The following is a 24,949-nucleotide window of genomic DNA, read 5'->3' on the forward strand; positions in this document are numbered from 1 at the left end:
TCGACGTAGAAGCATTGCCGAAGCAGTCTTGGTAGGTTCTCCGCAACGTTACCTCGTGCGGGCCAGCTCAAGCTCAAGCCGCGAAGGCGACGATTGAATGTGCGGTATCTCGGGTATCATCGGCCGGCTTGACGAAAACAACCGGGCCGCGCTCGCTCGGATGAGCGAGGCCATGATCCATCGCGGGCCGGACGGCCATGGCTCGTGGGCTTCAACGCCGGATGCCCGCGGCTGGGGCGTCATGCTTGATCACCGCCGCCTCTCGATCCTTGATCTGTCGTCCGCCGGCGCTCAACCGATGGTGGACGATACAACCGGGTACGTGATTTCGTTCAACGGCGAAATCTACAACTATGTCGCCCTGCGCAAACGCCTCGAGAGCGAAGGACAATCTTTTCGGTCTAGCGGCGACACCGCCGTCATGCTGCGGGCACTCGGCCTGCATGGCCTGGAGGCAGTCGGATGGCTGCGCGGCATGTTCGCATTTGCAAGCTGGGATCCGCAACAGCGACGACTTCTGCTTGCGCGCGACCAGCTCGGCATCAAGCCGCTCTATATCGCGCAGTCCAGCAATCCGAACACGACGTGGTCGCTGATATTTGCATCCGAATTGCGCGCATTGCTGGCCTCAGGCCTGCTCGGAACGCCGCGTCTTGATCCGCAGGCGGTTGCGAGCAACGTATGGAACGGGTTTGTTGTCGGCCCTTGCACCGCCGTCCAGGGCGTTGAACTTCTTGCACCGGGTCATTACGCCGAGTTTGACGGGACAGGCCGTAAAATAAGCGAGCACGATTTCTGGCGCATTCCCGGAGAGTCGCCAAAACCGACAATGGACGAATCGACGCTTGCCTCGATCCTCGACGAAGGGATGAAGCTTCACCTCGCTAGTGATGTGCCGCTCGCGGTCTTCCTGTCGGGCGGCATCGATTCGTCCGCGATGGCAAATCTCGCGCAACTGACCGCTGACGCCCCGGTTCATACTTTCACGCTCGCGTTCGAGGACCAGCAGTTCAACGAAGCGCCGTTCGCAAGGCAGACCGCTGCGGCAATCGGCACTCAGCATCATGAGGTGGTGTTGTCCGAGCAGCGGTTCGTCGACAGTCTGGACGACGCCCTCGATAGTCTCGACCAGCCAACCTTCGATGGACTGAACGCCTATTTCATCTCCCGGGCCATCCGCGAAGCAGGCTTTACCGTCGCGTTGTCAGGAACCGGGGGTGACGAGCTGTTCGGCGGGTATCCGACGTACCGCGATCTTCCGATCTTGCAGCAGTGGTGTCATCGGGGCCGCGCATTTCCCAGAAAATGGCAAGCCAGGGCTGCGGCTTTGTTGACTTGGCCCCTACGACGATCCTCGCATCCCGTGCCGCCTCAAACGCGCTGGGCGAAGCTTCCGGATATGGTCGATCGTAGCGAGGATCTGCTGGCGTTATACCAGATGGCCTACGCGCTCTTCCTGCCTGGATTTCAGGGTGAATTGCTTGCACCGGATTTCGCGGGCGCGCTCGTAGAAGGCCTTCCCGACGCGATGCGCCGGCGGCTGACGGCCGAAACGGCAGGCCGCACCCCTGTTTCCGCTATTAGCGTGATGGAACAACGTCTCTTTTTGGGTGAACGCCTCCTGCGCGACAATGATGCAGCAAGCATGGCCAGTTCGCTCGAGCAGCGCGTTCCGCTGGTCGACCACGTATTGTTTGAAAGCGTCGACGCTCTGTCGGACCAAGCGCGATATCAGCCCTTGGGGCGCAAAGATATGCTTCGGCGGATCGGATTGCGCGGTCTCGATCCTGCGCTCTTCGAGCGCCCAAAGACCGGCTTCGTCATGCCCTTTGACCGGTGGATTCGCCGCGGATTGAAGGACGCCATGGATCGAACCATGCGCGATCCGCAAGCGATCGCACCTACCGGCCTGAATCCCGACGCGGTTGAGCGACTCTGGCGAGCCTTTCTCGACGGAGCGCCCGGCATGTACTGGTCGCGGGTCTGGTCCATCTACACGTTTGTCCGTTGGTGCCATCGCAACGGCGTTTACGCATGATCAGCGAGTGCCTTCACCGGCTTCCTCGCCGCTCACTCTGACCATTCGTCCAATCGATAACGTCGAACTCGAGCCCTCGCTTCAACATCTCCGCCTCAAGATCGCGGGCATGCCGCTTCCATTCGGCCGTCGATCGGACTCGGAATTTGGGATCTTTGCCGCTTGCCTCGAATTCATCGTCGGCCTCGAGCGCGCCGCGGATAGCTTCGTATATCATCCTCAGACTGGGATCGGTGATGGCACTGCAGGCCATTGGTTTCAGTGTCTCGATCTCGTCGAAGTTTTTGCTCATGGCAATGATCGATCCTCATCTACGCGCGCTAGCGCGCCTTCGATGACCTCGATCTCCTCGCGGAGGATATCGCTCACGATCGACGGCTTGAACCCTGGAGTGGTGTGCATCTGAACATCATCCAGCAATTGCTGACGATGGTGCCTCAGCTTTTCCAGGGCTTGGCGATCCTTCAACGAAACGTAGCCGGCAACAATCTGCTCGATGGCTTTCATCGGAAATGCGCTCTACAATAAGAATAACGTACTGCAATCTCTCGATTAAAATGGCCAAATCGCTTCCTGACAAGACCCCCACCTTTGTGCTCGTGCGGCAGCGTTAACGCTCAGTCCGTAAAAACCCGGACCTTCCACGAAATGATTCCGCCGCTTGTCGGAATCCGGCTGAAAGCGAAGAAGCCGGTTCGATTGTCCTTGTCGAGTTACTTCCACGCAACACGATGGGGAAGGTGCAGAAGAACCTGTTGTGCGACCGCTTCGCCGATATCTACTCGGCGCAGGTTCAGCAGCGAACCTGAAACGCGCTGCTGGACCCGCGCTGCGATACCCGTCGCGCGGCACCGCGGATCCTCAAGGATAGCAGCGATGCCGTGGACGGCGTTCCGTTCACCGGCTGCGAGCGATGTGTGTGACGCCGGTCAGGAGTGACGCGTAACGACGCCCGTCGGCGTGGCAAAGCCCTGGAGAGTCTTGATCCGCTTCTCGAGCCACCAGCCGAACTCGGGCGACCAATCTTCGAAACGGCTGTTGATGCCGAGATCGTGCGCCCAGTGGTGGGCGATGTTGGGATTGAACTGCGATTGCCGCCCGACGGCAATGAGGTCGGCTTGGCCTTTCTGAAGGATGGCCTCGGCCTGCTGCGCCTCGAGAATGATGCCGACGGCCATGGTGGTGACATCCGCCTCCTTACGCACGCGCTCGGCGAAAGGAACCTGGAAGCCGAGGCTGCGCGGCACTTGCGCTGCCGTAGCTGCGCCGGAGATTCCGCCGGAGGAACAGTCGACGACGTCGACGCCGCGCGCCTTCAGCTCGCGCGCGAAGGCGACCGTATCATCCATGTTCCAGCCCTCGACGGTGCCGTCGACGGACGAGACGCGCACGAACAGCGGCATATCCGCCGGCATTTCGCGGCGCACCGCCTCGACGATCTCGAGCGGCAGACGCATGCGCCCGGCGCGGTCGCCGCCATACTCGTCATTACGTGTGTTGGAGACCGGCGACAGGAACGAGGCCAGCAGATAGCCGTGCGCGGTGTGGATCTCGATGGTGTCGAACCCGGCGGCTACCGCCCGCCTTGCAGCGGCTGCCCAGGTGCCGACCATGGCCTTGCACTCGGCGGTGGTCAATTGCCGTGGCGTCAGCCAGCCCTTGGCGACCGGTTCGGCGGTCGGGCCGACCGGCTGCCAGATCCTGGCGCCGGCTTTCAGATTCTCTTCGGTCAGCGGCCCCATGCCTTGCATGGCGGACTGTGCCGACGACTTGCGGCCGCCATGGCCGATCTGAATGCCGATCGCCGTCCCCTGACGCTTCATGAAGGCGACCAGCGGCTTGAAGCTCTCGGCCTGCTCGTCATTCCAGATGCCGAGATCGTTTTCGTTGGTGAGTCCGACTTCCTCCACCGCCGTCACTTCGACGAAGACGAGCCCGAATCCACCGAGCGCATAGCGACCAAGATGTACGAGATGAAACGCTCCGCAGGTATTTCCCGGTTCGCAGCTGTAATGGACCATCGGCGGCACGACGAGGCGGTTCTTCAGCGTAAGGCCTCGAATCGTGAGTGGCTGGAACAGCATCGGCCGCTCGTCTTCTTTGCCGTTGATCATTTCGCCACTCATGGAACTGTCTCCTTGCATGCTATGGCCGTCCGGTCGTGCCATGGACGGCAAGTCTTCAGGTACGTCTTGGGGGCCCCAGCGACGCGCGCGGGATGAACTCGTTGGGCACGAGCACGCGCCGCGGCTCGTGCGGACCGTCGTTTCGGATGCGATCGAGCAGCATGCCGGCCGCAATCCGGCCGACCTCCGCCTGATCCCAGCCGATGATGGCGACGGCCGGTGAGACGAGCTCGGCGAGCTCGGAATGGCCTGACGCGATCAGCGACACGTCCTCCGGTATCCGCAGGCCTCGCCCGCGCACCGCGCGCAGCACGCCCGACAACATGTCGATGCCGCCGGAAATGATCGCGGTCGGAGGGTTGCGCTGGCCGAGCAATGCCGAGGTGATACGAAATCCCGCGCCGGGCAGGAAGCTCCCGGCGTGAACGAGCGAAGGATCAGGCTCGAGATTTCGCGCGGCAAAAGCCTCCTGATAGCCGCGAACGCGTTCGCGCGCCGGATAGAGCCCGGCGTCGCCGGTGATCAGCGCCACCCGCCGATGACCAAGATCGAGCAAATGACTGACCGCGACGCGCATCCCTTCGGCGTGATCGGCCATAACGGCATCAGTCCAATCCGGCTGATCACGATCGATCAGCACGATCGGAATATCGAGATCGCGCAGGAAGGCCTCGAACTCACCGGCGACCGGCGTGTACGGCCCCATCATCACGCCGTCGGCCTGCCGCCTCGACAGCCGGCTGAGCAGCTCCCGCTCACGCTCCTTGCGGCCTTCCGAGTTGGAGATGAGCAGCGAGAAGCCGACCTCGTCCAGCACGTCGTGCGCGGCTTTGACGAAGCCGGCGAGTTGCGGAATGTTGATCTCACGCAAGATGCAGCCGATCGTGTGGGTCGACCGGATGCGCATGCTCTGCGCCACCGCGTTCGGCGTATAGCCCAGATCATCGATTGCGCGCTGGACCTTCCGGCGGATGTCGGGATGGACGGTGGCATTGGCATTGAGCACCCGCGACACCGTGCCGGTCGAAACGCCCGCTGCGGTCGCCACGTCGCGGATCGTCAATTTGCTTCCGCGACCTGCCGTTTGCTGTTCTGCCATCACCATCACCGGGGCTGAGACCTCAATCCCCTGTACAATACGCGGAAGCCAATTCGGCCGCAGGTGCTATCCGCCGGCCGAAGGCAAATGATTTGTGCATTTCTCCAACGTGATCCAAACGGCCTGGCCTCCCGTCCTTGTTCCGGAAACGATCAGATGGCGTCGGCTTCGACGATACTGCGGCTCATACTTCGAACGCCCACTGCTCCGCCACCAGGCTGTATCGCCCTGCCTCGCGCCGCATATGTCCGAACCCGGGGAAATGCAGATGCATGCCGCCGACCAGCATGTCGTCTGTGACCACCATGTCGAACATCATCTGACGAGCGGCTGCGGCGGCCTCGGGGTCGGTGTCGAATTCCATCGTCACTTCCGGACGTGCAACCTGGATCTCCGGCACATGGACCGTGTCCCCCCAAACCACCATTGATTCGCCGCCGCGCGATACGACATAGGCGGCGTGGCCGGGGGTATGACCGTGGATCGGGATCGCCGTGACGCCCGGGAGCACCTCGCCCTTCCGGAAAGTCTTGACGCGATCGGCAGCCATATAGGGCTTCAGCTGGGTGCGGCCGGCCTCGAAATAGCGGCGCCGGGGCCGCTCTGCCGCCTTGGCCATCGCCTCGTCGTTGAACCAGTGATTGATCTCGTTCTCATGGACGATGACTTCCGCGTTGGGAAACAGCCGCGTTCCGGTTGCGGCATCTGTCAGCCCGTTGGAATGGTCGGGATGGACGTGAGTCAGCAGCACCGCGTCGACTGAGGCCGGATCGATGCCGGCGGCAGCGAGATTTGCCGGCAGACGGCCGCAGGTCGGCCCCATCAGATCCGCAGATCCGCAGTCGATCAGGTAGGTCCGGTTGTCCATGCGCACGGCAAAGGCGTTGACCGAGATGCGCGGCGGCGAGGTGCGATGATCGCGCGCCAGGATGGCTTTGGTTTCCTCCTCGGGGATATTGCGAAAGATCGTGTATCCCATGTCGACGTAACCGTCGCTGAGGCCGGTGACCAGCGCATCGCCAAGCCTGCGGTGATAGACTCCTGCGACTTGCGTTGAGGGTGAAGTGCTCATTGTGCGTCCCCTTGCCAAAATCTTGCAACGATCGCTGGATCGTCGCGCCTGTGGTGCCAGCTCCGGCCCACGCCAAGTTGCGCCTTCGACCAGAGCCTGATCTGCATCAGCGCGTAGGCCCAGGTGACGGCAAACACGTCCATCACGGGAGCACCGGCGATGCGGTGGACGCCGTGACGAACCAGGAGTTCCGCCAGCACACCTTCCGCCGGAATGATGACGTCAGCGCCGCGCGCCACCAGGCGCTCGGCCGCGGCGGTGAAATTTGCGATGACCGGAGCCGGATCGACGTAAGCGCGCGCCAGTTGCGGCTCGTCGAGCGGCGGATCCATCGCCGCAACCTCCAGCACACGGGCGGCGAGCTTGTGCTTATCGACAGCAACCTTCGTCATCCACTGCACCGCCGGCGCATTGGAGATCAACGCCACATAGCTGCCGAGCGAGCAGCCGACCAGAAGACCACTCTCGGTCAGCGAGGCGACGGGAATATCCACCGCGGAGCGGATCTCGCGCAGAAACGGCTCGCTGAACGAACCGATCACGAAGGCATCATAACCCTGCCGCTCGGCGGTGATCGCATTGTCGATCACCCGGCTGAGAATGCGGTGATAGGCGAATGCATTGCCTAGCACCGCAGTGGCCGAAGCGCCGGCGTATGATCCGGACGGAAGCCCGTGGACGACGACCTCGGCGTCGTCGCCAAGGATTTCCGCCGCATGGGCCTCGAGCGCGCGCTTGTAGACTTCGAGATGATCGAGCTCGTTGACCGACTGGTGCCAGATGCGCGGCGTCGATCCCTTCCCAGGCATTGCCGCGCTCATGCGTCGCCCCGGTCGTTGGTCAGGCGAAGCGAGCGGATCGACCCGAGGTCCTCGATATTCCAGAGCTGCTCGAACAGTGCTGCGGCCTGTCCTTGCTTGAACACCCGGGTCGCGCAGTCCATGAACTTATCCTGCAGTTCGTCGCGTGAAAGCGGGCGCTGCCAGCTGCCCTTGGCATGAACCACCGGCGCGTGCTCAAGCACCTCGCCCGACGTCAATACAACGCTGACGCGGTCGGCCGGCGCGAACGGCTGGTCGCCCGGCATGATCTCGTCGGTCGTCGTGCAGCGGACCTTGGCGAAGGTAGCGCCGACATCCGGCCGCGAGACGAACTCATCAGTGAGCTCGGACAGCCCGACGCGGCCGGCGATCAGCGCGGCGGTCATCGCGAATTCCATGCTGAACTTGGCCTCGAGACCGGTCTGCGGATTGGTGTTGCGCAACATCAGCCTTTGGGTGACGCCGGTGTGGACCCGAATTTCCTTCACGTCGTCGAGTTTGAGCTTGTGCGCATTCACCAGGCCAATCATCGCGTCGATCGAACGATGGGTCGCATAGCAGGTCGGATAGCGCTTCACATTGATGCCGAGATCGGCCAGCCGCCAGTTGCGGCCGATATCGATCGTGCCGTTTTCAATATCCGGCGTGCCCGATGGCGAATGGGCACGCAGGAAGCCGGTTTGGTGCTCGAGCACGTCCAGCGATGCGGTAAATCCCTGATCGGCAAGGCGCGCGGCAAGCACGCCGGATTGGGCGGTGCGGCCGGCATGCAGCGATTTGGTCATGGTGCCGAAATTGGCGACCAGTCCGGAGGCGAGCGAGGCGGCGATCGCGATCGCATGCGCGGTCTTCGTGGAGTCAAGCTTGCGCAGCCGAGCACAGGCGGCCGCGGTGGCGAGCGCGCCCATCACGGCCGTCGGGTGAAAGCCGCGTTCATGGAGGTGACCGGGCTCCAACGCAATGACCTGCGCCCAGACTTCGTAGCCCGCGGCATAGGCGGCTAGCGCGTCGGCGCCGCTGGAGTCGAGCGACCAGCCTTCGGCCAGGATGGCCGGCACCAGCACAGTGCTCGGATGTCCGGCCAGCGCCACGTCGTCATAGTCGAGCACATGCGCCGCGACGCCGTTGACGAGCGCGGCATCCGGCGCCGCGAGATTGCGACCCGACGGAACCTCGGGTGCGCCGTCGTTCTGGGTGGACGCGGCCACCATCGCCGACACGATCCGCACCGGCTGCTCGGCGGCACCAGCGATCATGACGCCGACGCAGTCGATGATGCCGGTCCGCGCCGCCTCGCGGCAGCGGCCGGACAGATCGGACAGCTTGAGGCCGGCTACAAAATTCGCCGTCTGACGCGTGATATCCAGCATGGGTCGTCTCCTCAGTAGGAACGCGGAAGACCGAGCACGTGCTGCGCCACATAGGCCAGCACCATGTTGGTCGAGATCGGGGCTGTCTGGTAAAGACGGACCTCACGCCATTTGCGCTCGACGTCGTATTCCTGCGCAAAGGCGAAGCCGCCATGGGTCTGGAATGTCGTATCGGCCGCTTTCCAGGTGGCCTCCGACGCCAGCAGCTTGGCGATGTTGGCGTCTGCTCCGCAGGGCTGCCCGGCCTGGAACAGCGCGGCGGCGCGGCGGCACATCATGTCGGCGGCTTCGAGTTCGGCGTAGGCACGCGCCAGTGGAAACTGGATGCCCTGATTCTGGCCGATCGATCGTCCGAAGACGCGCCGCTCATTGGCATAGGCGACGCCCTTGCCGAGCAGCCAGCGCCCGTCGCCGACGCATTCAGAGGCGACCAGGATCCGTTCGGCGTTCATGCCGTCGAGGATGTAGCGAAAGCCCTTGCCTTCCTCCCCGATGAGATTGGCGGCCGGCACTTTCAGGTTCTCGATGAACACCTCTGTCGTATTGTGATTGACCATCGCCTTGATCGGGCGGATTTCGACGCCGTTGCCCTTGGCCTCACGCAAGTCGACGAGGAACACCGAAAGTCCGTCGGTGCGCCGCTTCACCTGATCGACCGGACTGGTGCGCGCCAGCAGCAGCATCAGGTCGGAGTGCAGCGCGCGCGACGTCCAGACCTTCTGGCCGTTGACGACATAGACATCCCCCTGACGCTCGGCGCGAGTCTTGAGCTGGGTGGTATCGGAGCCGGTATTGGGCTCGGTTACGCCAAAGGCCTGCAGCCGCAGCCGTCCCGCCGCGATTTCCGGCAGGTAGGTCCGCTTCTGGGTTTCATTGCCGTGACGGAGCAACGTACCCATGATGTACATCTGGGCATGCGCGGGACTGGCGCTGCAGCCGTTCGCATTGATCTCTTCGAGGATCACCGCGGCCGCCCGCAGCGGCAGGCCCGAACCGCCATATTCCTCCGGAATCAGCGCGCCGAGGAATCCCGCTTCCGTCAAAGCCGCGACGAATTCGGTCGGATAGGCGCTTTGATCGTCGAGCTTGCGCCAGTATTCGCCCGGAAAGCCCTTGCAGATCTGCCGCACCGTGTTGCGCAAGTCGGAGAAATCTTCGCCCAACGCGACGGTGACCTCCATGTCGGCGGTTTGGGCGGCGTCGTGATAGTTCATGTCATATCCTTTCAGGCGGCGGCGCTGGCCGACACGCGGAACGTTTTGGGCAGGCCGGCGCGGGCGATCGCGCCGGAGAACCGTTCGTCGGGCAGCCAGCTCTCGACCTCGCGTCGCAAGGCAACCAGCCGCTCGACATCGGCGCCGGTATCGAAACCGAGTTGCTCGAGCAGGAAGACGGTGTCCTCGGTGTCGATGTTGCCGGTGGCGCCGGGTGCGAACGGGCAGCCGCCGAGTCCGGCGAGGGATGCATCGAACGCGCGTACACCCGCATCCAGTGCCGCCGTCACATTGGCGAGACCGAGACCGCGCGTGTCGTGGAAGTGGCAGGCGACCGGTAGTGGACGCACCGCTGCGATCACCGCGCCCATCAGGCGGCGAACCTGACCCGGATCGCCATAGCCGACCGTATCGGCGACGATGATCTCGTCGGCGCCCATCCCGGCGAGCCGCACCGCGATCTCAACCACTCGTGCCTCCGATACCGCCCCCGAGATGGTGCAGCCGAATGCGGTCGCGATGCCCGCGCCAAGTCCGATTCGTGCTCCGGGGCGCTGATCGCGCGCCGCGGCGATGCGCGCGAAGTCCTGCAGCGACTCCTCTGTGCTGCGGCGAACATTGGCCTGGTTGTGCTCCTCGCTCGCCGACAGCACGTAGTTGACGATTGGCACACCGAGCGCGAAGGCACGCTCGGCCCCCTTCAGATTCGGAACCAGAACCGACGGCCGCAAGCCAGGCATCGCCAACGCGCCGCGGGCCACCTCCTCCGCATCGGCAAATTGCGGGATCACCTTGGCCGGCACGAACGAGGTCACCTCGATCTCGCGGATTCCGGCCTCCACCGCGCCACGACACCAGGCCAGCTTGCGCGCGCTCGGGAGGATGGTTTTGACCATCTGAATGCCGTCGCGGGGTCCGACCTCGCGAACATGAGCTTTCTCACGCATTTCGCGCCTCCTCCTACTTGCCTTGAAAGTTGGGTTTGCGGCGCTCATTGAACGCCAGCACCCCTTCGCGCCGGTCCGCGGTCGGGACCAGACGGTTGTAGGCCTCGATCTCGAAGGCGAGGCCATCGGCGAGCGACATCTGCAAACCGCGATGGATCGCCTGCTTGGCCTGGCGCACCGAGATCGGGCCATTGGCAGCGATGCGATGGGCGATGGCGAAGGTCGCCTCCAGCAGCTCCCCTGGCGGCAGCACCCGATTGACCAGCCCCCACTGCTCGGCCTCGGCAGCCGAGAACGGCTGCCCGGACAGGATCAATTCCTTGGCGCGGCGCTCGCCGACGGCGCGCGGCAGATTCTGCGTGCCGCCGCCACCCGGCATGATGCCGAGCGTCACTTCGGTCAGCGCGAAGCGTGCATTGGTCGAGGCGTAGACGAAGTCGAGCGCCGCGGCGATCTCGCAGCCGCCGCCATAGGCCGCACCATTGATCGCGCCGATCAGGGGAATCGGACAGCCCAGCAGAGCGCGCAGCATGCGCTCGAAAACCAGATGCTGCGCCTGCCAAGCCTCGTCCGTCATGCCGTTGCGCTGCTTCAGATCGCCCCCGGCGCAGAACGCCTTGTCGCCGTGTCCGGTCAGGATCACCGCGCGCAACCCCTCGATGTCGGTCGAGAAGCCCTCGAACAGTTCCACCAGATCGAGGCCCATCTGGGTGTTCATCGCATTGGACGCATCCGGCCGGTGCAACGTCACCAGCAGGATATCGCCATCACGCCGTTCGACCTTGATGGTCTGGAAGTCAGTTCGCATTGATGGCTCCCTTGCTCGCAGGCTTTCGAAGAATGGCATTGTGCTGGCCGAGCGCCGGCGCAGCGGTGCGTGCGCGCGGTCGCATACCGTCGAAGGCAAGCGGAACGCCGACAAGATCGATATCGTCGCCAGCACATCGCACCATCATGTCGAGGGCGCGGGTTTGCGGATGCTCCGCAACCTGATCGGTGGTCAGCAGCGGTGCATTGGGAACCCCGGCTCCGTCGAGAATGCCGCCAAGCGCATCGACCGTATACTTACGCACCGCGGCCGCGATTTGCGGGATCAGTCGTTCGCGGTTGACGACCCTTGCCGCGTTGGTCGCGAAGTCAGGATCATGCGCAAGCGCCTCGAGACTCAACGCCACGCACAGCTTGCGGAACAGATTGTCGTTGCCGGCGGCAATCATCAGCCATCCGTCGGACGCCTCAAATGCCTGATAGGGCGCGATTTCCGCGGTGCCCGATCCATAGGGCTTGCGCACCTCACCTGACGCCGCATAGCCGGCCAGCGGAACCGTCATCCACGCGAGCCCGGTCTCGTAAAGCGAGGTCGCAACGCTGCGGCCCTGACCGCCCTTGTTGCGCGCCACCAACGCGGCGAGCATGCCGATCACTGCCCACATGCCGGACCCCATGTCGACCAGCGAGACGCCGACACGCACCGGCGGCCGGCCGCCCTCGCCGGTGACGCTCATGATGCCGGTGCTGGCCTGGGCGAGCGGATCGTAGCCGGGCTTGCTGGCGAGCGGCCCCTTGGCGCCGAACGCGCCGATGTCGCACCAGATCAGCGATGGCTTCGCGGCGCTGAGTGCATCCGCGGTGAGACCAAACCTGTCCAGAATGCCGGGTCGCAGATTCTGGATGACGGCATCGGCCTCGTTCAGGATCAGCGACTTCAGCCTCTCGCAATCCTCCGCCGCGCCGAAATCGACGGTGATGCCTTCCTTGCCGCGATTGAGACTATGGAACACACTTGCCGTTCCGTTCCAGAACGGCGGCCCCCAGCCACGCGCATAATCGCCGCTCTTGGGATTTTCGACCTTGATCACACGGGCGCCGAGATCGGCCAGAATCAGTCCGGCATAGGGGGCGGCCACGCTGTGTCCGAGTTCAACCACGGTGATACCAGCGAGCGGCTTGTCAACGTCCATCAAATCCTCCCGGCTGCCGCAAGGGCCGCCGCCGTTCCTGTTGTCATCAATCGATTCATCATGTCGAGCGGCGTCGCTTTCACGACTTATCCTGCGCATTGTCGGCAACCAGCACCGCGCCGTTGACGAAGCTCGCGCGGTCGGACAGCGCGAAGACGATCAAATTGGCGAGTTCCTCCGGCGTGCCCCAGCGCGTGTTGCGCATCGAATTGTTTTCCGACCAGCGCTTGCGTTCGGCTTCCGCCTCCTCTTCGCCCAGATTGCGCTTGGCGAGTTCGCGCTCCCATTTTGCAAAACGTTCCGGAGTATTGACGAAACCGGGAACGACGCAGTTGACGCGAATGTTGTGCGGCCCGAATTCGTTGGCGAGAATCTTGGAGAAGCGGATTTCGGCCGACTTGGCCGGACCGGTGCATGACGACAGGAACGGCGGCATCGTCACCATGATCCCGGTCTCGCCCGACACGTTGACGATGCTGCCGCCGTTCTGCTCGATCATAATCGGGATGATGCGCTGACAGATACGGAACTGAGCGAAGAAATTGATCGCCATGCCGTATTGCAATTCCTCGTCGGTGACTTCGAGGAACGGCTTGTAGGTACCGGTGCCGGCATTGTTGACCAGGATGTCGACGCGGCCGAGACGGTCGCGGGCGACCGCCGGCAGCCGCTCGATCTGCTTCAGATCGGTCACATCAAGCGACAGCGTTTCGACCTTGACGCCGGTGCTCCGCTCGACGTCAGAACGACATTCGGCCAGCGCGTCCTCGCGGCGCGCGCAGACCAGAACCTTGACACCCTCCTCCGCCAGCAAGCGTACGGTCTCGAGACCAATGCCCTTGCTGCCGCCGGTGACGATCGCAGTCTTGCCTTCAAGTCCAAGTTTCATTGGATCGCATCCCTTTGAGATCGGGTCAGGCGGTCGAGCAGCCTGCGCACAGGCATCGATCCGCCGCTACGTGCCGAGGCGAAAACCTCGGCCGCAAGGCTGGCGCCTTCGTCGGCCGGAATTCCGGTGCCGGCCAGTCGGCTATCGAAAACCTCGGTGGCGCGGGCTTCGTCCTGGAACACCAGAACCTTGGGCGCCTCGCGCGCGGTCCGGCGAAGACGCCCACCATTTTCCATCTCCAGCTCGACGGTCGCGTCGAGATGGGTACCGATCGCATCCGGCTCGACGATCGTCTTTTCGACGAGTGCCATGATCTCCCGGTCCTGGCGGTGCTCGACGCCCATCTCGTAGTCGAGGCGGCCGTAGCGCAGCATGGCGGCGACCGCAAAGGCGGTGCTGGCCTGGGTCTGTACCGTCCGCGTGAACGGTCCCTTGAAGGACGTTCCCGGATATTGCGTATAGGGCTCCCAGATCGTCACGGTGATCCGCTTCACCTGCGACAGATCGATGCCGTCGCGGTAGAGCACATGCGCCGCCAGCACCGCCGACATGTTATCGCCCAGGGTTGCGAACGGCTTTGCCATGATGCCGATCATCGTCGCGACATCGGGGCCCCGCTGCCATTGTTCTGGCGCGCGATCGAGGCCGGCAAGCGAGCGCAACAACCCCTTCGGTCCTTCCAGCGCATCGGGCGCCCCCTGGATGCCGCGCGCCGCAAGCTCCGCGGCCACCAGCCCACCTTGGGCGGCGCGCCCGTTCTGTACGCGCCATTCGTCGGAGCCGCAGCGCACCGGCTCCAGCGTGCCGCCGGTCGTGCAGGCCGCGATCGCAACCGCGCTGGTGGACCTCGGTGGATCGAGTGCAAGTGCGGCGGCGGCCGCCGCAGCGGCGCCGATCGTGCCGAAGGTCGGGCTGGTCCGCACGCCCCGGCCGATCAGGCCGCGGGCAACGACTTCACCCGCACCAAGCCATTTGAGCGCGGAATAGCCGACCGTGAGAGCGGTCAATACGGTGCGCAGCGGCGCATCCAGCGTTTCGCCAAGCGACACCGCGACCGGCGCAATCAGGGATCCCGGGTGCGTCCATGAATCGTGGTCGGTGTCGTCCTGAAAATGGGCGTGAACGGCAATGCCGTTGGCGAGAACCGCCTCGGACAGCGCGGCATGTTTGCCGCTCGCCCAGATGCGCGCGGTGCGCGGTCCAGGCAGCACCTCCGCGGCCATCGCGCGCGCGGCCGCGGCCGTCGGCTCGTGCCGCGCCGCGAGCGCCAGCCCCAGCGAGTCGAGCAGGCAAATGGCTGCCTTCGTGGCGACATCCGGCGACAGTTCGCTCGCCGACGTCGTTGCGGCGAAGGTCCCGAGCAGCGCAGTGGCGTTCAAGGTAGCGGACATCACAAATACTCCTCGGCAAGCGCAACGTCGCGAATTTCGGCAACGGTGCCGCTCCGCTTGACCTCGCCGCCGCGCATCACGTAGCCGCGTGTGGCAAGCTTGAGCGCCGGACGCGCCATCTGCTCGGTCATGAGAATGGTCGTGCCGCGCTGTTGCATATGGCGGATCGCCTCGCTGATCTGCGCGATCCACACCGGCGCGAGCCCGAGAAAGGGTTCATCCAGCAGCAGCAGCTTGGGAAATGAACTCATGGCGCGCGCCAGGGCGACGATCTGCTGTTGTCCCCCCGACAATTGTCCGGCCGGCTGGCTGGCGCGCTCCTTCAGGATCGGAAAGATGCCACAGAGCCAGGCCCAGGCTTGGCGCTGGCTCGCTCCGCCGTGCCAGCAGGCGCCGCTCAGGACATTGTCAGCGACCGACATGGTCGGGAACACGCGGCGCCCTTCGGGCGAATACCCAATTCCGGCCCGCGCGCGCCGATCGCAGGATACGGCACTGAGATCACGGCCTGCGAAGCGCACGCTGCCGTGCGAGGCCTGGACCAGACCGATGATGGCGTTGATCAGGCTCGACTTGCCGGCGCCATTGGCGCCGATCAGCAGGACCGTCTCGCCCTCGGCGACGTCGATCGAGACGCCGCTGATTGCCGTGATGCCACCATAGCGGACTTCGAGGTCTTTCACCGCCAGCATCAGGCCGCCTCCTCGTCCACCGTCCCGAGATAGGCGTCGATGACATCCTTGCGTGCCAGGACGTCGGCCGGAGCGCCTTCGGCCAGGACACGGCCGGAATCGAGCACCAGTATTCTCGGACAGAGGCGGCGCACGAGATCCATGTCATGCTCGACGATCAGGACGCCGCAACCGAGCTCCGTCCTCACGTGGCGCACGAAAGCATCGACCCGCAGGCGCTCCCGCCGCTCGAGACCGGCTGCCGGCTCGTCGAGCAGGAGAACTTTCGGCCGGGCGGCGCAAGCCAGAATGAGGCCCAGCATTTTCTGGAGCCCGTAGGGCAGCTTGTCGCTCTGCTCGTCGAGCTGCGGTTCGAGCTCGAACTCGTCGATCAGCGGCGCGACGCTGTCCCATCCGGGCCCACTGCCGCTGAAGCGAAGGGCCCGCGAAATGTTCTCGCGGACCGATGCCGTACGGAAGGTGTTGGTCTGTTGGAAGCTGCGGATAATTCCCATGCGACTGACGGCATGCAGCGGCTTGCCGGTCATATCCTTGCCGTCGAGCCGCACCCGGCCGATGGTCGGCGGCAGCATGCCGCAAATGACGTTGATGAGCGTGGTCTTGCCGGCGCCATTCGGCCCGATGACGCCAAGGACGTCGCCTGGCGGGATGGCGAAGCTGACATTGTCGAAGACATGCAGCCCGCCGAAACGCTTGGAGATGGCTGCGACCTCGAGCAGCGCGCCGCCGTCGGTCCGTCCGGTGCGTTCAGTCGTCATTGCAGGGGCTCCATCGCATTGGGCACGCTCAGCGTCGGCGACGAGGCGACGGTGGAGGACCGCGACGGCGACGATGGCGAAAGCACGCGGACGCCGAGGCGATGGATCGTCCCGACGACGCCCTCGCGCGCGACCAGCACCACCACCACGATCAGGAAGCCGAACAGGAACTGGGAATACTCCCCGCGCAATGCGAAGACGTCTCCCGCCCAGATCAGCAGAGCGCCACCGACAACCGGGCCAAGCATGCTGCTCTTCCCACCGATGATCGCATAGGCAATGTAGTTGACCGATGACAGCGCGCTGAACGAGCTCGGATGGGCAGTCAGCAGCATGTTGACGAGGGCGAAGCCGGCGAGCCCGGAGACACCCGCCGCGATGGCGAAGCCGAACGCCTTGTAGTGCCAGACGACGAGACCAAGACTCTGGGCGAGCAGTTCGTTCTCCTCGATCGCCGCGAAATGCTGGCGCAGCGTGCGGGTCACCGCAGCGGTGACGATAGCGCCGGCGAGCGCCAGCCCGATCGTGACCTGCAGCACCGCGCGGTTGTCGGCGAGCTCCAGCCCGAACAGCGTCACGGCCGGCATGCCGACCAGTCCATTGGATCCGCCGGTCCATCCCGGCGTTTCAAACAGCAACAGTTGCGTGATCTCGGTGAGGACGAACGTGACCAGCACGAAATAGACGCCCGTCAGACGTAGCACCAGCGCACCGAGCGGCAGCGCAAATAGCGCCGGCACCACGAAGCTCGCAAGCCCCAGCAGCAGCACATCGGTCACGCCGTGACGAAGCCCCAGGATCGCGACGGTGTAGCCGCCGATTGCCATGAAGGTCGGCACCGCGAAGGTCATCAGATTCATGCGCAGCATGATGTAGACACTGAACGCGGCCGTAATCGCGATCAGCATCTGGTTGGCCAGCGAATAGACCATCGGGTTCTGGCTGAGCCAGGGGACTACGAAGGCGACCGCGATAACCACGACGCTTGCTACCTCGGCCAGGTCGCCGCGCTTGGAAAGGGTGCGGGCTGTCATGTGCTCAAGCTCCCCGAACCCGGTGACCGAACAGACCCGATGGCTTGACGACCAGCATGACCAGGACGAGCACGAACAGCGCGAGTGCGCCCTTCGAGCCACCGAGATAGACCGCAGAGAACGCCTCCGCCATGCCGACGATGAAAGCCGCGACTGTCGCACCACCGACGCTACCGAGACCGCCGAGAATGACGATCAGGAAGGACGTCGCCAGCACGGGATCGCCGATATGCGGCGCGAGCGACAGGATCGGTGTGACCAGCGCGCCGGTGAGGCCGGCGAGCCCCGTCGCCAGGGCGAAGGCAGCCGGGAACAGAATCGCGGGACGCAGTCCCTGCGCTGTCGCCACCGCGCGGTCATCGGCCAGCGCTCGCAGCGCGCGGCCGAAATCGGTGTAATAGATCAGGCCGTAGATCGACAGGATCCCGACGATGCAGACGCCCAGCACCACGAGATTCTCGATCGGCACAAAGAAGCCATGGCCGTGAATGACACCGGTCAATGGAAAGGCGAACTCCGGAGATTGCGGTCCGAACACCACCAATATGCCGCTCGACATCATCAAATAGAGGCCGAGCGTCAGCATCAGCGTCGCCAGATGATCGTCGATCACGCGATCCAGCACGAAGCGTTCGAACAGGAATCCGAGCAGCGTGGTGCCCAGCGCCGCGCAGATCACCGCCAGCGCGTAGGGCATGCCAAGATAGGTCACCGCGGAATAGGCGAGATATCCTCCGAGAACGTAGAAGCCGCCATGCGCGAAGTTGACGACTCCCAGAATGCCGAAGATCAGGGTGAAGCCGAGGGCGAGCAGCGCGTACTGCGCACCCAGGCTGATGCCGATGAGGCAGGTGGCGACAAAACCTTGCACGGAGTACCCGCTACTTGCCGCCGGCCGCTTCGACCCTGATGGTCGGTTGCAGCTTGCCTTTTTCCACGAGTCCGACACCGAACGGGAACGACAGTTCCTGGTTGATGCCGAAGAAATCCTGCCCGATCCAATGACCGGGACCGATATTGGGATCCTCAACCGGCAACGATCGCAGGGCCTCGGCAACCTTGGCCGTGTCCGAGATGGTACCGGCCTTGGCGATGGCTTTGGTTACCATGCGGGCGGCGGAGACCCACTGAAAGAACAGATTGTTTTCCGGCCGCTCGGCACCGAGCAGCTTCTTGTACTCGTCGGCGATCAATTGCACTTTCTCGTCGATGAGAACCGGCTCGTACCAATAGAAGTCCTTCAGCACCTCGTCGCCACCGGCGACGCGGGAGATTTCGGTGTATCCCGGACCGCCGAGACGTCCGATCGGTCCCTCAAAGCCAGCCTGACGCAATTGCTTCACGATGATGCCGGCGTCGCCAGGGGGCGATGAAGCGAGATCGACGGCGTCGGGCTTCGCGTTCATGATCCGGGTCACGATCGGCGCGAAATTGGTGGTGCCACGCTGATAATATTCTTCGGAAGCGGTGATGCCGGTTCTCTTGTATGCGTCGGCGTCGACGCTCGCGATATCCGTGCCACCCTGGTCGTTCGGCGCGACCAGCACCACGCTCTTCATGCCGAACTTCTGCTTGGCGATCTTGATGATCGGCTCGGCCCAGCCCGAAGGACCCGGCCCCATGTGAAAGACCAGCGGCAACTGCGGCGATAGCGCATCCTTGGCGTAGCCGTTGCCCATCACCAGCATCGAATTGCGCTTGGCGATCGGCTTCACGCCGGTGAGCTCGGGCGAGCCGATCGGGCCGATGATGAATTTAACGCCCTGCCCTGCCAGCGTGTTGGCTGCAGCGGCGGCGCCTTCGGCCGTGTACTTGCTGTCGATGGCAACGACGTTGACCTTGCATGGCGTCCCGTCGACCTTGATCAGGCCGTCCCGGTTGGCCTCGGCAGCGACGAGCTCGACCGCGCCGCGCAGCGCGAGGCCCCATTGCGCAGCGGGACCCGACAGAACGCCAACGACGCCGAGCGTCAATTCCTGTCCCGCCGCCATCACCGAAACATTCGAACTGGCCAGCGCAGCGCCGATGGCGATGCCGGACAACAGCAGATTTCTCCGCGTAGTGCTCATCACTCCCCCCGTAATTTGTTGCGGCTCATGCGCCGTCCACTTGTTGCGTGGAAACCCGAAGCGTTCCGCTCCGGGGCCGCGCGTATCGCTCGGCGCCGGGACGCTAGGCGCGCGGAGGCCGCCTTGTCAATGAAACGTTTCATGAAAAATAGGGCAGATCAGCTATGCTTGAGATGAGCCACCGTTCCGGACATGCAATAAATATGAATAATAACAGTAATTTACTCTGTCGATCGAACGATCCGTCAGAACTCCAAACGACGCACCGCTACTGATACACCCACGCAATGAAACGTTCCACTTGAATCAACCTGGCCTGCCCGTTAGCTTCCGTGACCCGTCGCGGACAGAAGACGACGGCCAAGGGGAGAAACTCGATGATGCGGGGCGCCGTGACGGCCGTGCTTGCCGTGCTTGCGATTCAGTGCAGCCAGGGAGCGCTAGCAGCCGAACCCCAGTTCAAGCTGCGGGCTTCGGTGGACACCTCGGCGACACACGGACGGACATTGTCTGCCGCCGACTACCTGAAGAAGCTGCAGGAAAAATCCGGCGGCCGGATCACGACCGAGCTGTTCCACAGCGGCCAGTTGTTTCGCGACCGCGACGTGGTGAAGGCGCTGCGTCAGGGCGCCGTCGAGATGGCCATCCCCGGCACCTGGGTGCTGACCGGCTTCGTCCCCGATGCAGACGTCTTCCAGCTGCCGGCATTTTTCGGGCAGCCCTATCCGGTCGTCTATGCTGCTGCCGACGGCAAGATCGGCGAGATCATCAACAAGCAATTCGAGAGCAAGCTCGATGTCAAATTGCTCGGCCCCTGGCTGCAGCTCGGATATCAAAACACCTACAGCACCAACAAGGCGATCCGCGACTTCGCCGATCAGGCCGGCATGAAGATCCGCAACTCCGGCGGAGCGGGACAATCGGCGCGAGCCAAGTTCTTCAATGCAACACCGAACGTCACAGCTTGGCCGGACGTTCCGCTGGCGCTCTCACAAGGCACGTTCGACGGGCTGAGCTCGACCGATGAAAGCCTTGCCAGCGCAAAGCTCTGGGAATCCGGCGTGAAGTATGGCTTTGCGGATCGCGAATTCGTCGGGTTCTACGTGCCGATGATCAGCGAGAGCTTCTACAAGAAGCTGCCGCCGGATCTCCAGAAGCTGGTCATCGATCTCTGGCAGGAGAACATCCAGGTCTACCGCAAGAGCATGGAAGAGGCTCAGACCGAGGCACGCCACACGCTGGAGAAGAACGGCATCGTGTTCGTTTCGCCGTCCGAGAGCGCGCTCGCTGAGGTCCGCGCCAAGATGCTGCCTTTGCAGGACAGCATCGCGAAGGAGTTGCGGATTTCGCCCGCCTTGCTGCAGCAGGTGCAGGCGGATGTAACGACCGTCGGCCATTGATTGCCACCCTGATGAAGATCTGGAACAGGCTTGAACTCCTGTTGATAGGAGTTCTTGGTGCCGCCGCGCTGACGGTCGGGACCGCTCAGGTCATCGGTCGCTACGTGAACAAGAATTTCGCCTTCATCAATGGCGAGGAGGTAGTGGTCTATCTGACGGTCTGGGCGGTGTTTCTGGCGTCGAGCCAGTTGGTCCGGACCGATGGGCATGTCAGGCCCGACGTCGTGCTGCGACTGTTGCCGCCGCAAGGGCAAAGATGGGTCGAGGCATTCAACTGCTGTGTCGCGATCTTGTTTTGTGGCGGCCTGGCCTATTGCGGCTTCCAGGTTGCGGATGTCGCCCGCAGCCTCGACGAGCGCAGCATCACGGGCCTCGAATTCCCGATGTGGATCTACTACTCGGCCATCCTGACCGGCGCCGTGCTGATGCTGTTGCGCTACGTCATCAAGCTTTATTTGCTCGTATTCCGCTTCGATCCCGCCACCATGGTCATCGCCGTTCACGATCACTGAGCGATCGACGACGTCAGCCGTCTTGATGACCGATCTGCCATCGGCAAACTGACCGTCGTGGTCCCTCATCGGGACGCTTCAGGTCCAGCAACAACGAGACCGACACGATGTGGACGATGCTTTTCCTGCTGATGTTCTTCGGGCTGCTCTGCGCGGGAATGCCGATCTTTCTGGTGTTGGGTCTCTGCGCGGCGGTCCTGTTCGGCTTCAGCAACCAGCCTCTGGTGGCGATCGCGCAGAAGATCGCCGATGAAATGAATTCCAGCACACTGATGGCCTTGCCCCTGTTCGTGATGGCCGCCGCATTCATGCGGCGCGGCGGCGTCGCCAAAGCGCTGGTCGATGTCGCGATCGCCTGGTTCGGACGATTGCGGGGCGCACTCGGTCTCGTGACAGTGGTGTCATGTACTTTGTTTGCCGCGATCTGCGGCTCCTCAGTTGCGACCGCGCTCGCCATGGGCACCATTCTGGTGCCGGCGATGATCGAGCGCGGCTATCCGCGTCATTTTGCGCTTGGCGTGGTCGGCGCTTCCGGCACCATCGGCATCGTGATTCCTCCCAGCCTGTCGCTGATTCTTTACGGCCTGATCGCGGAGCAATCGGTACCGCGCCTGTTCCTGGCCGGCATCATGCCCGGGCTGCTGCAGGCAGCGATGTTCTTCGGCTGGGTGTTCTACTACTCGCACAAATACGAGCTGCCGCGCGAACCGTCCGTGCCGCGCGCCGAACTGGTGCGGATGAGTCTCAATGCCCTGCCCGCGCTTTGCGTACCCTTCATCGTGATGGTCGGAATCTACGGCGGCCTGATGACGGTCACCGAAGCAGCCGCGGTCTCGGCCACGGTGGCTCTTCTCGTCAGCCTGTTCTTCTATCGCGGCTTCAAGGTCAGCCAGACACTCGAGGTGATCGCCGAGGCAATCAAGAGTGCCGCGACGATCATGATCATCGTGGCGACCGCTTTGGCATTCGGCCACTGGATGACGGACTCGGGCATCCCGGCCTCGCTGGTGAAGTTCACGCTCGACAACCAGCTTCATCCCTGGCAATTCCTGCTCGCGATCAACGTGCTGCTGCTCGTGCTCGGATGCTTTCTCGAGGTCGCCGCCACGCTGCTGGTGGTAATGCCGATCCTTGCGCCTGCGCTGAAGCCGCTCGGAATCGATCCCGTCCATTTCGCGATCGTCTTCACCCACAACATGGAGATCGCGCTGGTTCATCCCCCGGTCGGACTGAACCTCTACGTGCTGGCCACGATTTCCACGGCGCCGGTCACCGAAGTGGTGCGCGGCGTTCTGCCGTTCCTCGGCCTGCTGCTGCTGTGCCTTGCGATCATCACCTATGTCCCACAGCTTTCGCTCTGGCTGCCCAATCTGGTCTACGGCGCGGGCTAGCAACGCGGATCGTCTCGACGGAGAGTTCGAGCATGTCATCGAAATCGATCCATTGGGCCGGCGAATTCTCCGCGCTCGCGCTCCGCTACGGCAACAGGCCGGCTGTCGTCGACGCCGCCGGCACAACGTCCTATGCGGAGTTGTTCGCCAAAGCTGCCGGCGTTGCGGATGCCCTGATCAACGCCGGGATCGGCCCGGCAGATGCCGTGGCTACATTGTTCCGCAACAGCGCCGACGCCGTTGCGGCCACTTTCGGCGTCATGCTGGCGGGCGCCGTCGAAGTCCCGATCAACCCTGCGCTGAGCAGCGACGAGCGCGCTTACTGCCTCGCGGTCGCCAACGCTCGCCTGTTGATCACCGGCGCGGCCCTCGCGACCGAAAAGGCTGCCGGCGGTCCGAACATCATCGAGGTCGAAAGCGTCGAACGGACCGCGTTGGATCCGGCCGCCTTTCCGCAGGTCGACGGCGACGCGCCGGCGCGTATCGTCTTTACCTCTGGTACCACCGGACGCCCGAAAGGCGCGGTTCACAGCCAGATCGGCCGCTGGACGGCCAACATATTGCTGCGGGCGAACCTGCCGTTCCGCCCGGATGCCGGCAGCAATGTCCTGCTGATGACGCCATTCTCGCACGGCTCCTCGTTAATGACGCATGCCTATCTGTCGTCGGGTGCGGCCGTGACACTGCTCGACGGCGTCGACCCGCCGCGCGTACTTGATATCCTCGCACGCGCCGCATGCGATGCGATGTTTGCGCCGCCGACCGTGCTGGCAAAGATCGTGGCTGCCGCGGGCACGCGCCAGTTCTCGTCGCTGCGCACGATCTTCTGCGGCACGGCGGTGCTGAAGCCCACGCTCTATGCGCGCGTCAAGGAGATGTTCGGCCCCGTGGTGCGGGTCACCTATGGCAAGAGCGAGGTGTTCAATCCGATCACGGTGCTCGAAGCCGAGGAGACCGAGTCCTGGTATGCATCCGGAGGCGAGGACGCCTGCGTCGGCTGGCCCGCTCCCGGTGTTGAGATCGTTATCCGCGGCGAGGACGGCCGGCCCGCCGCGGCGGGCGGCGACGGCGAGGTTCTGATCCGTGCACAACACCTGATGACCGGGTATCTCACCACCGAGGGTTTTAGCGCGCTCGCACCGAATGAATTCCACGAAACCGGCGATCTCGGCTACGTCGATGCACGCGGCCGGCTGCACCTCACCGGCCGTAGCGCCGACGTCATCAAATCCGGCGGCTACAAAGTAGCGCCGGAAGAGGTCGAACGATTGCTTGCGCCGGCGCTGCAGCCATCGGAAGTCGCGGTGGTCGGCATTCCCTCGGACTATTGGGGCGAGGTCATTCTGGCAGCGGTGGAAAATCCCGCACCAGGCTGGGAGGAGCGCATCAATCGCGTGATGCCGAACATGACCGACTACAAGCGTCCGCGCCTGCTGATTGCCATCGACGAATTGCCGCGCAACGGAATCGGCAAGGTCCTCCGCGGCGCCATTCGCACCGACGTGCTGTCCCGGTTCCGCATCACCGAAGGGCCGCGGCCGCGGCTCGAAAAGCGCTCCTAGTTCAGCGCGAGCGACGAAGCCGAGTTCGCGTTGCAAGCGCAGAGAATGTGGCCGCATTACGGGCACTTTACTCCGGCCGAACGCACAGCACGCCGTTTTCACGAGAACGGCACCGTCCAGCGAACGAGAAGGCTTACGTGGCGCCCCAATCGACGACCTGTCGCCATTACGTGGCGTTTGCCCCAATAGTTGGAGTCGTGATCGCCGCCCTTGGCCTTATTTCGTGGCTCATCGGACGAGTCTGCGGCGACATCCTCTCCGGTGATTGACACAGCCTGGTTCAGGACTCCCATCATCGGGACGCAGCCCTGCATTATCGCTGGATCAATCTGTCAGAGATATCGGGCGGGGTGTTGCGCGCACGCAAACGGACCGCGGCGCGGGGCTGGTATGCGTCGGGGCCTCCCACTTCGTTCCGCTACGGGACAGAAGCCCGATAGTGACTCTTCCTTTTGGCTCGACAAGCGCTGCAGGCCCGCGCTTCGCTCTCGGTCGTCTTCGAGCTCGCCCCAGTTCCATGCGAAGATAGTCATCTATCCACCGACGCGTTGCGCCGGGACGTGATCTGCAATGCATAATGCGCGTCACGAAAGTTCCAAACTC

At 63.6% G+C, this 24,949-nt stretch carries 23 protein-coding genes; 5 read left to right on the forward strand and 18 right to left on the reverse strand.

All coding sequences use genetic code 11. The features are described from left to right. Positions 1-97 precede the first annotated feature (97 nt). Positions 98-2,038 (forward strand): asparagine synthase (glutamine-hydrolyzing), encoded by a 1,941-nt coding sequence (asnB, locus tag I6F38_RS01330; protein ID WP_225158762.1) that lies wholly within the window; start codon positions 98-100, stop codon positions 2,036-2,038. 13 nt (positions 2,039-2,051) lie between these two features. On the opposite strand, the gene I6F38_RS01335 is transcribed toward asnB, so the two are convergent. From I6F38_RS01335 to I6F38_RS01420, 18 genes are all read right to left on the reverse strand, one after another. Then, positions 2,052-2,330 (reverse strand): hypothetical protein, encoded by a 279-nt coding sequence (locus I6F38_RS01335; protein ID WP_076826892.1) that lies wholly within the window; start codon positions 2,328-2,330, stop codon positions 2,052-2,054. Further along, positions 2,327-2,545: a hypothetical protein gene (locus tag I6F38_RS01340; RefSeq protein WP_225158763.1), complete on the reverse strand. Its 219-nt coding sequence runs from the start codon at positions 2,543-2,545 to the stop codon at positions 2,327-2,329. Before I6F38_RS01340 ends, I6F38_RS01335 begins: the two co-directional genes overlap by 4 nt. Positions 2,546-2,967: 422 nt before the next feature. Next, a complete protein-coding gene (locus tag I6F38_RS01345) occupies positions 2,968-4,164 on the reverse strand; it encodes an NADH:flavin oxidoreductase/NADH oxidase (protein WP_225158764.1) in 1,197 nt (398 codons plus the stop codon). A 55-nt stretch (positions 4,165-4,219) separates the two neighbouring features. Further along, positions 4,220-5,227 (reverse strand): substrate-binding domain-containing protein, encoded by a 1,008-nt coding sequence (locus tag I6F38_RS01350; protein ID WP_225158765.1) that lies wholly within the window; start codon positions 5,225-5,227, stop codon positions 4,220-4,222. 220 nt (positions 5,228-5,447) lie between these two features. Continuing rightward, entirely contained in the window at positions 5,448-6,335 is an 888-nt protein-coding gene (locus tag I6F38_RS01355) for an MBL fold metallo-hydrolase (protein ID WP_225158766.1), read from the reverse strand. Further along, on the reverse strand, positions 6,332-7,144 hold the full coding sequence (locus tag I6F38_RS01360; protein ID WP_225158767.1) for an aspartate/glutamate racemase family protein: 813 nt from the start codon (positions 7,142-7,144) through the stop codon (positions 6,332-6,334). The genes I6F38_RS01355 and I6F38_RS01360 overlap by 4 nt, the downstream gene beginning before the upstream one ends. Before the next feature lie 8 nt (positions 7,145-7,152). Continuing rightward, complete coding sequence (locus I6F38_RS01365) at positions 7,153-8,526, reverse strand: MmgE/PrpD family protein (RefSeq protein WP_225158768.1); 1,374 nt, start codon at positions 8,524-8,526, stop codon at positions 7,153-7,155. Between the two features lie 11 nt (positions 8,527-8,537). After that, positions 8,538-9,740 carry an acyl-CoA dehydrogenase family protein gene (locus I6F38_RS01370; RefSeq protein WP_225158769.1) on the reverse strand — a complete coding sequence of 401 codons (1,203 nt, stop codon included), beginning with the start codon at positions 9,738-9,740 and terminating at the stop codon, positions 8,538-8,540. Positions 9,741-9,751: 11 nt separating this feature from the next. Beyond that, positions 9,752-10,735 (reverse strand): hydroxymethylglutaryl-CoA lyase, encoded by a 984-nt coding sequence (locus I6F38_RS01375; protein ID WP_225158770.1) that lies wholly within the window; start codon positions 10,733-10,735, stop codon positions 9,752-9,754. Next, a complete protein-coding gene (locus tag I6F38_RS01380) occupies positions 10,701-11,495 on the reverse strand; it encodes an enoyl-CoA hydratase-related protein (RefSeq protein WP_225158771.1) in 795 nt (264 codons plus the stop codon). The genes I6F38_RS01375 and I6F38_RS01380 overlap by 35 nt, the downstream gene beginning before the upstream one ends. Then, positions 11,485-12,648: a CoA transferase gene (locus I6F38_RS01385; RefSeq protein ID WP_225158772.1), complete on the reverse strand. Its 1,164-nt coding sequence runs from the start codon at positions 12,646-12,648 to the stop codon at positions 11,485-11,487. The genes I6F38_RS01380 and I6F38_RS01385 overlap by 11 nt, the downstream gene beginning before the upstream one ends. A gap of 79 nt (positions 12,649-12,727) precedes the next feature. Beyond that, a complete protein-coding gene (locus I6F38_RS01390; RefSeq protein WP_225158773.1) occupies positions 12,728-13,537 on the reverse strand; it encodes an SDR family oxidoreductase in 810 nt (269 codons plus the stop codon). Continuing rightward, the gene (locus I6F38_RS01395; protein ID WP_225158774.1) at positions 13,534-14,928 is read right to left on the reverse strand and encodes an MmgE/PrpD family protein; all 1,395 of its coding nucleotides are present in this window, start codon (positions 14,926-14,928) and stop codon (positions 13,534-13,536) included. Before I6F38_RS01395 ends, I6F38_RS01390 begins: the two co-directional genes overlap by 4 nt. Next, positions 14,928-15,620 carry an ABC transporter ATP-binding protein gene (locus I6F38_RS01400; protein WP_225158775.1) on the reverse strand — a complete coding sequence of 231 codons (693 nt, stop codon included), beginning with the start codon at positions 15,618-15,620 and terminating at the stop codon, positions 14,928-14,930. The genes I6F38_RS01395 and I6F38_RS01400 overlap by 1 nt, the downstream gene beginning before the upstream one ends. Continuing rightward, positions 15,620-16,378, reverse strand: coding sequence for an ABC transporter ATP-binding protein (locus I6F38_RS01405; RefSeq protein WP_225158776.1), 759 nt, complete (start codon positions 16,376-16,378; stop codon positions 15,620-15,622). The genes I6F38_RS01400 and I6F38_RS01405 overlap by 1 nt, the downstream gene beginning before the upstream one ends. Then, complete coding sequence (locus I6F38_RS01410; protein WP_225158777.1) at positions 16,375-17,412, reverse strand: branched-chain amino acid ABC transporter permease; 1,038 nt, start codon at positions 17,410-17,412, stop codon at positions 16,375-16,377. The genes I6F38_RS01405 and I6F38_RS01410 overlap by 4 nt, the downstream gene beginning before the upstream one ends. A 4-nt stretch (positions 17,413-17,416) precedes the next feature. Then, the gene (locus I6F38_RS01415) at positions 17,417-18,283 is read right to left on the reverse strand and encodes a branched-chain amino acid ABC transporter permease (protein ID WP_225158778.1); all 867 of its coding nucleotides are present in this window, start codon (positions 18,281-18,283) and stop codon (positions 17,417-17,419) included. 10 nt (positions 18,284-18,293) lie between these two features. Continuing rightward, positions 18,294-19,481, reverse strand: coding sequence for an ABC transporter substrate-binding protein (locus tag I6F38_RS01420; RefSeq protein WP_225158779.1), 1,188 nt, complete (start codon positions 19,479-19,481; stop codon positions 18,294-18,296). Between the two features lie 377 nt (positions 19,482-19,858). On the opposite strand from I6F38_RS01420, the gene dctP reads away from it, so the two are divergent. The 4 genes from dctP (at position 19,859) to I6F38_RS01440 (ending at position 24,346) form a co-directional block, all read left to right on the forward strand. Then, positions 19,859-20,881 (forward strand): TRAP transporter substrate-binding protein DctP, encoded by a 1,023-nt coding sequence (gene dctP, locus I6F38_RS01425; protein WP_225158780.1) that lies wholly within the window; start codon positions 19,859-19,861, stop codon positions 20,879-20,881. Between the two features lie 11 nt (positions 20,882-20,892). Next, positions 20,893-21,393, forward strand: a complete 501-nt coding sequence (locus I6F38_RS01430) for a TRAP transporter small permease (protein ID WP_225158781.1) — start codon at positions 20,893-20,895, stop codon at positions 21,391-21,393. Positions 21,394-21,500: 107 nt separating this feature from the next. Next, entirely contained in the window at positions 21,501-22,784 is a 1,284-nt protein-coding gene (locus tag I6F38_RS01435) for a TRAP transporter large permease (protein WP_225158782.1), read from the forward strand. A 32-nt stretch (positions 22,785-22,816) separates the two neighbouring features. Then, entirely contained in the window at positions 22,817-24,346 is a 1,530-nt protein-coding gene (locus I6F38_RS01440) for a class I adenylate-forming enzyme family protein (RefSeq protein WP_225158783.1), read from the forward strand. Positions 24,347-24,949: the final 603 nt, after the last annotated feature.

The sequence above is a fragment of the Bradyrhizobium sp. BRP56 genome, assembly GCF_020194035.1.
Lineage (GTDB): Bacteria > Pseudomonadota > Alphaproteobacteria > Rhizobiales > Xanthobacteraceae > Bradyrhizobium > Bradyrhizobium australafricanum.

Excerpts from the sequence above, each read along its gene's own strand:
- I6F38_RS01430 (WP_225158781.1), top strand. The coding sequence starts at position 20,893 with ATGAAGATCTGGAACAGGCTTGAACTCCTGTTGATAGGAGTTCTTGGT.
- asnB (WP_225158762.1), top strand. The coding sequence starts at position 98 with ATGTGCGGTATCTCGGGTATCATCGGCCGGCTTGACGAAAACAACCGG.
- I6F38_RS01435 (WP_225158782.1), top strand. The coding sequence starts at position 21,501 with ATGTGGACGATGCTTTTCCTGCTGATGTTCTTCGGGCTGCTCTGCGCG.
- I6F38_RS01335 (WP_076826892.1), bottom strand. The coding sequence starts at position 2,330 with ATGAGCAAAAACTTCGACGAGATCGAGACACTGAAACCAATGGCCTGC.
- I6F38_RS01370 (WP_225158769.1), bottom strand. The coding sequence starts at position 9,740 with ATGAACTATCACGACGCCGCCCAAACCGCCGACATGGAGGTCACCGTC.
- I6F38_RS01440 (WP_225158783.1), top strand. The coding sequence starts at position 22,817 with ATGTCATCGAAATCGATCCATTGGGCCGGCGAATTCTCCGCGCTCGCG.
- I6F38_RS01395 (WP_225158774.1), bottom strand. The coding sequence starts at position 14,928 with ATGTCCGCTACCTTGAACGCCACTGCGCTGCTCGGGACCTTCGCCGCA.
- I6F38_RS01345 (WP_225158764.1), bottom strand. The coding sequence starts at position 4,164 with ATGAGTGGCGAAATGATCAACGGCAAAGAAGACGAGCGGCCGATGCTG.
- dctP (WP_225158780.1), top strand. The coding sequence starts at position 19,859 with ATGATGCGGGGCGCCGTGACGGCCGTGCTTGCCGTGCTTGCGATTCAG.
- I6F38_RS01385 (WP_225158772.1), bottom strand. The coding sequence starts at position 12,648 with ATGGACGTTGACAAGCCGCTCGCTGGTATCACCGTGGTTGAACTCGGA.
- I6F38_RS01360 (WP_225158767.1), bottom strand. The coding sequence starts at position 7,144 with ATGCCTGGGAAGGGATCGACGCCGCGCATCTGGCACCAGTCGGTCAAC.
- I6F38_RS01375 (WP_225158770.1), bottom strand. The coding sequence starts at position 10,735 with ATGAGCGCCGCAAACCCAACTTTCAAGGCAAGTAGGAGGAGGCGCGAA.
- I6F38_RS01340 (WP_225158763.1), bottom strand. The coding sequence starts at position 2,545 with ATGAAAGCCATCGAGCAGATTGTTGCCGGCTACGTTTCGTTGAAGGAT.
- I6F38_RS01420 (WP_225158779.1), bottom strand. The coding sequence starts at position 19,481 with ATGAGCACTACGCGGAGAAATCTGCTGTTGTCCGGCATCGCCATCGGC.
- I6F38_RS01365 (WP_225158768.1), bottom strand. The coding sequence starts at position 8,526 with ATGCTGGATATCACGCGTCAGACGGCGAATTTTGTAGCCGGCCTCAAG.
- I6F38_RS01355 (WP_225158766.1), bottom strand. The coding sequence starts at position 6,335 with ATGAGCACTTCACCCTCAACGCAAGTCGCAGGAGTCTATCACCGCAGG.
- I6F38_RS01400 (WP_225158775.1), bottom strand. The coding sequence starts at position 15,620 with ATGCTGGCGGTGAAAGACCTCGAAGTCCGCTATGGTGGCATCACGGCA.
- I6F38_RS01410 (WP_225158777.1), bottom strand. The coding sequence starts at position 17,412 with ATGACAGCCCGCACCCTTTCCAAGCGCGGCGACCTGGCCGAGGTAGCA.
- I6F38_RS01380 (WP_225158771.1), bottom strand. The coding sequence starts at position 11,495 with ATGCGAACTGACTTCCAGACCATCAAGGTCGAACGGCGTGATGGCGAT.
- I6F38_RS01390 (WP_225158773.1), bottom strand. The coding sequence starts at position 13,537 with ATGAAACTTGGACTTGAAGGCAAGACTGCGATCGTCACCGGCGGCAGC.
- I6F38_RS01405 (WP_225158776.1), bottom strand. The coding sequence starts at position 16,378 with ATGACGACTGAACGCACCGGACGGACCGACGGCGGCGCGCTGCTCGAG.